This window comes from Streptomyces sp. MP131-18 (assembly GCF_001984575.1).
Taxonomy (GTDB): Bacteria; Actinomycetota; Actinomycetes; order Streptomycetales; family Streptomycetaceae; genus Streptomyces; species Streptomyces johnsoniae.
Genome location: NZ_LZNS01000001.1, coordinates 5069292 through 5079055, shown reverse-complemented (window position 1 = coordinate 5079055; position 9764 = coordinate 5069292). Strand labels below are relative to the sequence as shown.

The window sequence follows — 9764 nt, the reverse complement described above, 5'->3', positions numbered from 1 at the left end:
GTAGACCCTCGCGGGCTCAAGCTCATAAGTGTGGTAGAAGCTGCTCCCGCCCGCCGGATGAGATGAAACCCATCGGCTCGGCGACAACCCGGGCAACATTACGGGCGTGTGGCCACGGCGTCAAGCCGAGACCAACTCGGCCGGTGCGTCAGGCCGCCACCGGGACCTCGGCCTGGCGGTCCGACGCCACGACGTCGCCGGTCTCGCCCGCCGCCACCGCCCGTTTGCCCAGGATGAAGACGTAGGCCAGGAACGCCACTTCGGCGAGGACGCCGATGCCGATGCGCGCCCAGGTCGGCAGGCCGGAAGGGGTGACGAAGCCCTCGATCGCGCCCGATACCAGCAGCACCACCGCCAGGCCGATCGCCATGCCGAGCGCCGCCCGGCCCTCCTGGCCGAGGGCGGACAGGCGCGTGCGCGGCCCCGGGTCGATCACTGTCCAGCCCAGCCGCAGCCCCACGCCCGCCGCCACGAACACGGCCGTCAGCTCCAGCAGCCCGTGCGGCAGGATCAGGCCGAGGAACACGTCCAGCCGGTCGGACGCGGCCATCAGGCCCACGCCGGTCGCCACGTTCACCGCGTTCTGTAGGAGGACCCACAGGACCGGCAGGCCGAGCAGCGCGCCGAAGGCCAGGGACATCCCGGCGACCTGCGCGTTGTTCGTCCAGACCTGGGCCGAGAAGGCCGCCGCCGGGCTGCTGGAGTAGTAGCTCTCGTACGCGCCGCCCGGCCGCGTCATCTCGCGCAGCTCCTCCGGAGCCGCGATCGACGCCTGGACCTCCGGGCTGTCCGCGATCCACCAGCCGAGCGCCGCCACCAGGCCCGTGAACACCAGGGCCGTCGGGACCCACCAGTGACGCGTCCGGTAGCAGGCCGCCGGGAAGCCGGCCGCGAAGAAGGCCACCGCGTCCCGCCACGTGGCCCGCCGGGTGCCGACCACGGCGCTGCGCGCGCGTGCGACCAGGGTGGTCAGCCGCCCGGTGAGTGCCGGGTCCGGCGCGGAGGACTGGAGGACGGAGAGGTGGGTGGCCGTCCGCTGGTAGAGCACGACCAGCTCGTCCGCCTCGGCCCCGGTGAGCCTGCTCCGCCTGCGGCGCAGCAGGGCTTCCAGCCGGTCCCACTCCGCCCGGTGGGCGGCGGCGAACACGTCGAGGTCCATGTTCAGAGCTTGTCAGACAGCAGTGACAGACTGGACGACGGCAGCGAGATTTCCCGGGCAGGGAAGAGCAGGGAAGAGGGGGAGGGCGGATGAGCCAGCTGGTCACGGGCGATGCGGTCGTGCTGGGGCTCCAGCCCGCGCGGCTGCCGACGCGCGCCATGGCCGTCGCGCTCGACCTCGCGCTCGTCATCGGCGTCTACCTGCTGCTTTCCGTGGTGCTGCTCAGTACGGTGCTCCCGCTCGGCTCCGCCACCGCGCAGGCCGTGCAGGTGGCGCTGCTGCTGCTGGTGCTCGTGGGGGCGCCGATCGCGGTGGAGACGCTGAGCCGCGGCCGTTCGCTGGGGAAGCTGGCGTTCGGGCTGCGCGTGGTGCGCAACGACGGAGGGCCGATCCGCTTCCGGCACGCGCTCGTGCGCGGGGCGATCGGCTTCGTCGAGATCCTGTTCACCGCCGGTTCCGTCGCCATGATCGCGTCGCTGGTCTCGGCGGAAGGGCGCAGGCTCGGGGACGTCTTCGCCGGGACGCTCGTGGTGCGGGAGCGCGTGCCGCGCACCAAGTCGGCGCCCCTGCCGCCCCCGCCGCCCGCGGTGGCGGCGCAGTTCGCGCGGCTCGACCTGTCGCGGGTGCCCGACCCCCTGTGGCTCGCGGTCCGCCAGTACCTGGCGCGCATGGGCCACCTGGATCGCGAGGTCGCCTGGTCGATGGGCGTGCGGCTGGCGGACGACGTGGTAGCGCGGGTGGGCGCCCCCGCGCCGCCCGGGATACATCCGGCGGCCTACCTGGGGGCGGTGGCCGCCGAGCGGCAGCGGCGCGAGGCGGAGCGCACCTTCGGCGCGCCGGGCGGCGCGCCGCCTTCCGGGGCGGCCCTCCCCGGGGCTCCGCCGCCGCAGGCCCCGCGGATACCGGACGTTCCGCCGGAGCCGGAGCCGGACCTCGAGCGGCCCGAGCCGGAGCGGCCGGGCCCGGAGCCCGAGCCGCCCGGCCGGGCGACCGGGTTCATCCCGCCGGCGTGAAGTCGGAGGGCGGCGTGTCCAGTTCCTCCAGCTCGACGCCGGGCGCGGCAAGCACCACGTCGCCGGACAGGTGCACGGTGCGCCGCTCCCCGGTGTCCAGATCGTCGATCCGGTAGGTGTCCACGGCCAGGGAGGCGCCGTCCGCGGTGTGAACGTCCCGGCCCGTCAGCGTCCACTGCTCGGTGCGGGTGCGCGGGGCGAGGACCGGTGGGGCGAAGGCGATCAGGCGGACGCGGGCGGACGCGCCGGTGGCCGCCGGCCGCAGGAGGCGGGCGGTCGCGATGAGGAAGGCGGGCGAGTGGCCGGTGAACGCGCGGGCGGCCGCGTTGCGTTCCTGGCCGTCCTCGCCGGTGGCGGCGGCCATCCTGACCCAGGTCACGCCGTCGAGCGCCGCGCCGCGGACCTGCCAGCCGCCGGCGCGCAGTTCGAGGCGGACCGGACGGCCGAGCGCGTCCAGCGTGAGGTCGACTGAGCCGGCGTCCGCGCCGTCCGGCGCGGTGGACGTGGAGACGTAACGCCAGCCGGTGGGGCCGGGCGCACAGTGGAACCGTTCCTCGCCGAGGGGCGCGCGGTCGTGCGGGTCGTGGAGGCTGTAGGTGCCGCGGGGCATGAGGGGGGGTGCGGTGCCGCCTGCCCGGCCGCGCGGGCGCGGCCGGGCAGGGGGGAGCCGTCAGTACCGGTAGTGCTCGGACTTGTAGGGGCCCTCGACCGGCACGCCGATGTAGCTGGCCTGGTCCGGGGTCAGCTCGGTCAGCTGGGCGCCCAGGGCGTCGAGGTGGAGGCGCGCGACCTTCTCGTCCAGGTGCTTCGGGATGGTGTACACGCCGGTGGGGTACTCGCCGGTCTTGGTGAACAGCTCGATCTGGGCGATCGTCTGGTTGGCGAAGCTGTTGGACATGACGAACGACGGGTGGCCCGTGGCGTTCCCCAGGTTCAGCAGGCGGCCCTCGGACAGCATGATGATGGTGTGGCCGTCGGCGAACGTCCAGGTGTGGACCTGGGGCTTGACCTCGTCCCTGACGATGCCGGGGGTCTGCGCGAGACCGGCGATGTCGATCTCGTTGTCGAAGTGGCCGATATTGCCGACGATCGCCTGGTGCTTCATCCGCGCCATGTCGGCGGCCATGATGATGTCCTTGTTGCCCGTGGCCGTGACAAAGATGTCGGCGATCTCCACGACGTCCGTGAGACGGGCCACCTGGTAGCCGTCCATCGCGGCCTGGAGGGCACAGATCGGGTCGATCTCGGTGATGATCACGCGGGCGCCCTGGCCGCGCAGCGACTCGGCGCAGCCCTTGCCGACGTCGCCGTAGCCGCAGACGACGGCGACCTTGCCGCCGATCAGCACGTCCGTCGCGCGGTTGATGCCGTCGATGAGGGAGTGGCGGCAGCCGTACTTGTTGTCGAACTTCGACTTGGTGACGGCGTCGTTGACATTGATCGCCGGGAAGAGGAGCTGCCCGTCGCGGAACATCTCGTACAGGCGGTGCACGCCGGTGGTGGTCTCCTCGGTGACCCCGCGGATCTCGGATGCGGCCTGCGTCCACTTCTGCGGCGACTCGGCAAGGGTGCGGGTCAGCAGCTCCAGGATGACGCGGTGCTCGTCGCTCTCCGCGGTGGAGACGTCGGGCACGCTGCCGTCCTTCTCGTACTCCACGCCCTTGTGGATCAGCAGCGTGGCGTCACCGCCGTCGTCCAGGATCATGTTGGGCCCGCCGGTGGGGGTGTCCGGCCAGGCCAGGGCCTGCTCGGTGCACCACCAGTACTCCTCCAGCGTCTCCCCCTTCCAGGCGAAGACGGGGATGCCGGCCTCGGCGATGGCTGCCGCGGCGTGGTCCTGGGTGGAGAAGATGTTGCACGAGGCCCAGCGGACGCGGGCGCCGAGGGCCACCAGCGTCTCGATCAGCACAGCGGTCTGCACCGTCATGTGCAGCGAGCCGGTGATCCGGGCGCCGGCCAGCGGCTGCGCGGCAGAGAACTCCTCGCGAATGGCCATCAGGCCGGGCATCTCGTGCTCGGCGAGAGTGATCTCCTTGCGGCCGAAGGCGGCCAGGGAAAGATCGGCGACCTTGAAGTCCTGAGCGGTGGTGGCGCTCGTTGTCATGACGACTGCTCCTCGATGGCGATGCGTTGGCGGACACGATGTGACTGCGGGCGCGCCGCGGGAGCGCGGTGCGTCCGGAGCTTCGCAGTCCGTCGGAGGGCCTTCTTACCCCTCGGCCGGGCCGGCCCCTCGGGCCGCCCGACTGCCATCAGCAGCGACGTCGACTTCTTCCTCCGAATCTACACCGCGCCCCCGGGGGGCTCTCAAGGCCGCGGGGGCACCGGGGTCGGGTTTCCGCCGTCACCGGGCCGCGGCCTGGTGGTTCACAGGGCGACGGTGGCGCGGAAGAGGGTGCCCGTTCCGGCCATGGTGACCCGCTCGCCGGCGGGCACGTAGGCGGAACGGCCCGGCGCCAGGGCCAGCTCGCGGCCGTCCGCGGAGCGCAGCGTGATATGCCCCGCGGTGCACAGCAGGATCTGCGCGGCGGGCGCGGGCAGCGGCCGCGCGGCGGAGCCCTCGGCCGACACGTGCCGGGACAGGCGGAACTCGTCGATGGGCGTCGCGTACACCTCTTCCCCGCTGCCGTCCTCGGCGGGGGCGGGGCGCAGCACGCCGGGGCCGCCCGCCTCGAAGCGCACGATGCGCAGCAGTTCGGGAACGTCGACATGCTTCGGGGTGAGTCCGCAGCGCAGCACGTTGTCGGAGTTCGCCATGATCTCGACGCCGAGGCCGTGCAGGTAGGCGTGCGGGACGCCGGCGCCGAGGTACAGCGCCTCGCCCGGGGCCAGGCGCACGTGGTTGAGCAGCATGGCGGCGATGACGCCCGGATCGCCCGGGTAGTGGCGGGCGAGCCCGGCGTAGGCGGTGAAGGCGGCGGCGGTGGCCCGTTCGGGGTGGTCGGCGCCGAGCCGGGCCGCGGCCTCCGCGGCGCGGTGGACGGTGTCGGCGACGGCGTCGGGGTCGGCGGTCAGCACCGCGGTGAAGACCTCGCGCAGCGCGTCGCCCTCGGGGCGGGCGCGCAGCAGGTCGGCGTAGGGCTTGAGCTGGTCGACGCCGAGTTGTTCGAGCAGGTCGGCGGTGTCGGCGGCGGGGCGGAAGCCGCACAGACCTTCGAACGGGGTGAGGGCGCAGATCAGCTCGGGCTTGTGGTTGGCGTCCTTGTAGGTGCGGTGCGGGGCGTCGACCGGGACGCCGCGCGCCTCCTCGTCGGCGAACCCGGCCTTCGCCTGCCCGCGGTCGGGGTGGACCTGGAGGGAGAGGGGTGTCCCGGCGGCGAGGAGCTTGAGCAGGAACGGCAGGCGCGGCCCGAACGCCCCGACGGCCGCCGGGCCCAGCTCGGCGGCCGGGTCGGCGGCGATGACGTCGGCGAGGGATACGGGTCCTGTGCCGCGGTCGACGCGGGAGGGGGCGCCGGTGTGGGCGCCCATCCACAGCTCGGCCTGGGGTCCGCCGGTGGGCTCGGTGCCCAGCAGTTCGGGCAGGGCGGTGGCCGAGCCCCAGGCGTAGGTCTTGACGGTGTTGTCCAGGAGGTCCATCTCGCGGCGGTCTTTCTGCGTCGTGGCGGACACGGGTCGGGGGCGTCGGAGAAACGCGGGCGGGAACGGGAACGGGAACGGGCGGCGGCTAGCCGCGCGCGGCGGCGAGCGTCAGGTAGACGGCGGCGAAGTCGAGCTGGGCGATCAGCTCGGCGGCGGTGCCGAGCGGCCCGCCGTCGCCGGCCGTCTCCAGCTCGCTGAACGTCGCACCCTGCGCGAAGGCCAGCTCCCGGGCCGCCGCCGCGGCCCCGTCAGGACCGGCCGGGCGCTCGTCCCCGTCCGCGAGCGGGCTGCGCAGCAGCACGACGCGGGGGTGGAGCGGCGCGGGCTCCTCCACGCGGTCGCGGAAGAAGTCGTCGGTGGCGGGGCCGCGGCCCGGCCCGCCGCCGAGGAGTGCGCCGTGCGCGGTGAACGCTTCCGGCAGCTCCGCGGTGAGCGCGGGGTGCCCGGCCAGACCGGTCAGGGTGGCGGCGCCGTGCCGGGCGGCGGCGCGGGCGGCGGGACCCTCGCTCCACAGCAGGGGAAGCGCGGCGGCGCACTCCGCGGCGAGCGACTTGGCGACATTGCCGTGGGTACTGACGGCGGGGCCGCAGCGTTCCGCCACGGCGTCGAGCCGGTCGGCCATGGCGTGCAGGGCGGCGCTGTCCGCGTCGAAGAGGCCGAGGCGGTCGCCGAGCAGCAGCAGCGGCGTGATCAGCGCCCAGGCCGGGCCGGGCGCGGCCGGATGACCGGCCGGCTCCGCGTAGGGGGCGGGGCTGAACGGGACGGCCAGGCTGCGGCGGTGCGCGGTGGCCTCGGCGAGCGGCGAGCCGGCGGAGGCGACGGAGACGAGGGCGCAGCCGCGCCGGTAGGCGCTCTCGACGAGCAGGGCGAGTCCGGGCGCGGTGCCCTCGGCCGAGGCGATGACCAGCAGGTCGAGGGGGCCGGCCCAGCGGGGCAGCGACCAGGTGAGAGCGCCGGGTGCGGCGAGGGCGCCGGTGGGGACCAGCCGGGTGACGCGGGTGCCGTCGCCCGCGAGAGCGGCGAGCAGGTCGGCGGCGAGCGGTACTTCGGGGCCGGTGCCGGCCACGAGTACGGTGCCGGGGCGGCCCTCGGGTGTGAGGCGGCCGAGGGCGGACTCCTCGGCGCCGCGCACGGCGGTGCGCACGTGGGCGCCGGCGGAGGCGACGGCGCGCAGCAGCCCGTGCGGGTCGGCGCGGACGAGGGCGTCCGGGTCGTCGAGGAGCGTTTCGTCGATCATGTGAACTCCGGTGGCCCGGGACGACACACCTAGCCGGTCCTGCGGGCCTCGTCCTCGAGGAGGACGGGGATGCCGTCCTGGACCGGGTAGGCCAGCGCGCAGCTCTCGCCCGTGCACAGCAGCTCGTCGCCCTCTTCGCGCAGCGGGGCGTGGCAGACGGGGCAGGCGAGGATGTCGAGCAGAGCGGCCTCGACGAGCGGCATGGGCGTCCCTCCTGCGGTGAGTGGCTGTCGCGATCACCCTACCCGGAGGGACGCCGCGGCGGCACGGCGCGCCCGTGGCCGACCGGCCGGCCGGCCCTTCGGTCAGGCGCGGACGAGCGCCAGGACCTCGTCGCGGACCTTGTCGACGGTCGCGGTGTCGCGGGCTTCGATGTTGAGGCGCAGCAGCGGCTCGGTGTTGGAGGGCCTGAGGTTGAACCACCAGTCGTCGGTGGTGACGGTCAGGCCGTCCAGCTCGTCGAGGGTGACGCCGGGCCGGTCGGCGTAGGCGGCCCGGACGGCGGCGGTGCGGCCGGCCTGGTCGTCGACGCGGCTGTTGATCTCGCCGGACGAGGCGTACCGGTCGTAGGCGGCGACCAGTTGGGACAGGGGGCCGTCCTGTTCGCCGAGGGCGGCGAGGACGTGGAGGGCGGCGAGCATGCCGGTGTCGGCGTTCCAGAAGTCCCTGAAGTAGTAGTGGGCGGAGTGCTCGCCGCCGAAGATCGCGCCGGTGCGGGCCATTTCGGCCTTGATGAACGAGTGGCCGACGCGGGTGCGGATGGGGGTGCCGCCGTTCTCCTTGACGACCTCGGCGACGGTCCAGGAGGTGATGAGGTTGTGGATGACGGCGGAGCCGGGGGCCTTGGCCAGCTCGCGGGCGGCGACCAGGGCGGTGATCGCGGAGGGCGGGACGGGCTCGCCGCGCTCGTCGACGACGAAGCAGCGGTCGGCGTCGCCGTCGAAGGCGAGGCCGATGTCGGCCCCGGTCGCCTTCACTCGGGCCTGGAGGTCGACGATGTTGGCCGGATCGAGGGGGTTGGCCTCGTGGTTGGGGAAGGTGCCGTCCAGCTCGAAGTACAGGGGGTCGACCTCGATCGGCAGCCCGTCGAACACGGTGGGGACGGTGTGGCCACCCATGCCGTTGCCCGCGTCGACGACGGCCCTGAGCGGGCGGATGCCGGTGAGGCCGACGAGGGAACGCAGGTAGGCGGCGTAGTCCCCGAGGGTGTCGCGCTGCCCGAGGGTGCCCGGCCGGGCGACGGGCGCGGGTGCGCCCTCCTCGGCCCACCGTTCGACGAGGGCGCGGATGTCGGCGAGCCCGCTGTCCTGGCCGATGGGCGCGGCCCCGGCCCGGCACATCTTGATGCCGTTGTACTGGGCCGGGTTGTGGCTGGCGGTGAACATGGCGCCCGGCAGGTCGAGGGCGCCGCTCGCGTAGTACAGCTGGTCGGTGGAGCACAGGCCGATCTCGGTGACGTCCGCACCGCGGGCGGCGGCGCCGCGGCCGAAGGCGCGGGAAAGGCCGGGGGACGACGGGCGCATGTCGTGGCCGATGACGACGGCGTTGGCCCCGGTGATCTCGGCGAAGGCGGCGCCGAACAGCTCGGCGAGACCTTCGTCCCACTGGTCGGGAACGACTCCGCGCACGTCGTAGGCCTTCACGATCTGGGACAGATCCGGCACGGCTAACCCCTTGTCTCGAGGGTCGGTGGATGGGCGGTGCTGTCGGGAGCGCTCGCTCCTCAATGTACCGGCCGGGTGTTACGCCTCGGGTGACCGGAGTATCCGCAGGTGGCCGCGGCGGGCGACCTCCATGGGGTCGGCGCCCGCGGGGGGCGTGGGCGGCGGCTCCTTGCGCTGCGGCGTGCGCGCCGCCTCACGCACGGCGTCGGCGAGCGCTTCCAGATCGTCCGCGGTGTGCCGGGCGGCGGCGGGGTCCACGGCCAGCCGGACGACCTCCCAGCCGCGCGGTGCGGTCAGCCGCTCGGAGTGCTGGGCGCACAGGTCGTAGCAGTGCGGCTCGGCGTAGGTGGCCAGGGGCCCGAGAACGGCCGTGGAGTCCGCGTAGACATACGTAAGCGTCGCGACGGCGGGTCGGGCGCACGCGGTGCGCGAACAGCGACGTACGGGGCTCACGATGTTGGACCGTACCGCACTCCTGAGCGGGTCGCGACGACTCCGACCGGCGTCACACCACCGTGTCGTCCCACCTGCGCCCGCGCTGTACGGATTCGTCTGTTGGTTCGGTGTTGTCCCACGGCGGCGGGATGGCGAGCGGTGTTCTCACCCCGCGGCTTCCGGTCCTCTATGGTCGAGTGCGATGGACAATTCCAGCGGCGTCCCCCCCGTCCCGCCCGGCCCGGCCGACCGTCACCGGCATCGCGACCGGCACGGCCGCGGCATGCGCGGGCCCGTGGCGCCGCCCCAGGTGCCGCTCGCGATCAGCCGGGCCGACACGTTCGACTCCCTGGTGCACGATTCGGCGGAACGGCTGCGGCGCAGGCTCCCGCAGCTGGCCGGCGTGGACTTCGAGGTGCAGGAGGTGCCCTGGCTGGCGCGCGAGGGCGAGCCGGGGTCCGGCACGGACGGCGTGCCGCTCGGCGGCGTGCAGCGGGCCCGGCCCGGGCGGCCCGACCGGATCGTGGTGTACCGCCGCCCGGTGGAGCTGCGCAGCCGCGACCGGGACGAGCGCGCGCAGCTGGTGCACGAGGTGGTCGTGGAGCAGGCGGCGGAGTTGCTCGGGCTGGCCCCTGAGTCGGTCGATCCCAGGTACGGGCAGGACTGACGGGACT

Annotated in this window: 10 protein-coding genes; 2 read left to right on the top strand and 8 right to left on the bottom strand. The window is 74.1% G+C overall.

Features of this window, described 5'->3' with window-relative positions; translation table 11 throughout:
- Positions 1–148: 148 nt before the first annotated feature.
- Positions 149–1159, bottom strand: coding sequence for a stage II sporulation protein M (locus tag STBA_RS23095; RefSeq protein ID WP_077061071.1), 1011 nt, complete (start codon positions 1157–1159; stop codon positions 149–151).
- A gap of 89 nt (positions 1160–1248) precedes the next feature.
- Here STBA_RS23095 and STBA_RS23090 point away from each other — a divergent pair, with 89 nt between their 5' ends.
- A complete protein-coding gene (locus STBA_RS23090) occupies positions 1249–2172 on the top strand; it encodes an RDD family protein (protein ID WP_077061070.1) in 924 nt (307 codons plus the stop codon).
- Here the strand turns inward: STBA_RS23090 and STBA_RS23085 are convergent.
- The 7 genes from STBA_RS23085 to STBA_RS23055 all read right to left on the bottom strand — a co-directional run bounded on the left by STBA_RS23085 (position 2156) and on the right by STBA_RS23055 (position 9108).
- Entirely contained in the window at positions 2156–2782 is a 627-nt protein-coding gene (locus STBA_RS23085; RefSeq protein WP_077061069.1) for a hypothetical protein, read from the bottom strand. The genes STBA_RS23090 and STBA_RS23085 overlap by 17 nt on opposite strands.
- Positions 2783–2842: 60 nt before the next feature.
- The gene (ahcY, locus tag STBA_RS23080) at positions 2843–4276 is read right to left on the bottom strand and encodes an adenosylhomocysteinase (protein ID WP_077061068.1); all 1434 of its coding nucleotides are present in this window, start codon (positions 4274–4276) and stop codon (positions 2843–2845) included.
- A 263-nt stretch (positions 4277–4539) separates the two neighbouring features.
- On the bottom strand, positions 4540–5751 hold the full coding sequence (gene manA, locus STBA_RS23075; RefSeq protein ID WP_077061067.1) for a mannose-6-phosphate isomerase, class I: 1212 nt from the start codon (positions 5749–5751) through the stop codon (positions 4540–4542).
- Between the two features lie 88 nt (positions 5752–5839).
- Positions 5840–6991: an SIS domain-containing protein gene (locus tag STBA_RS23070; protein ID WP_077061066.1), complete on the bottom strand. Its 1152-nt coding sequence runs from the start codon at positions 6989–6991 to the stop codon at positions 5840–5842.
- A gap of 29 nt (positions 6992–7020) precedes the next feature.
- Positions 7021–7194 carry a Trm112 family protein gene (locus STBA_RS23065; protein ID WP_077061065.1) on the bottom strand — a complete coding sequence of 58 codons (174 nt, stop codon included), beginning with the start codon at positions 7192–7194 and terminating at the stop codon, positions 7021–7023.
- Positions 7195–7296: 102 nt separating this feature from the next.
- Entirely contained in the window at positions 7297–8655 is a 1359-nt protein-coding gene (locus STBA_RS23060; RefSeq protein ID WP_077061064.1) for a phosphomannomutase/phosphoglucomutase, read from the bottom strand.
- Between the two features lie 78 nt (positions 8656–8733).
- Positions 8734–9108 (bottom strand): DUF3499 domain-containing protein, encoded by a 375-nt coding sequence (locus STBA_RS23055; RefSeq protein ID WP_216355954.1) that lies wholly within the window; start codon positions 9106–9108, stop codon positions 8734–8736.
- Positions 9109–9292: 184 nt separating this feature from the next.
- On the opposite strand from STBA_RS23055, the gene STBA_RS23050 reads away from it, so the two are divergent.
- A complete protein-coding gene (locus tag STBA_RS23050; RefSeq protein ID WP_077061062.1) occupies positions 9293–9757 on the top strand; it encodes a metallopeptidase family protein in 465 nt (154 codons plus the stop codon).
- Positions 9758–9764: the final 7 nt, after the last annotated feature.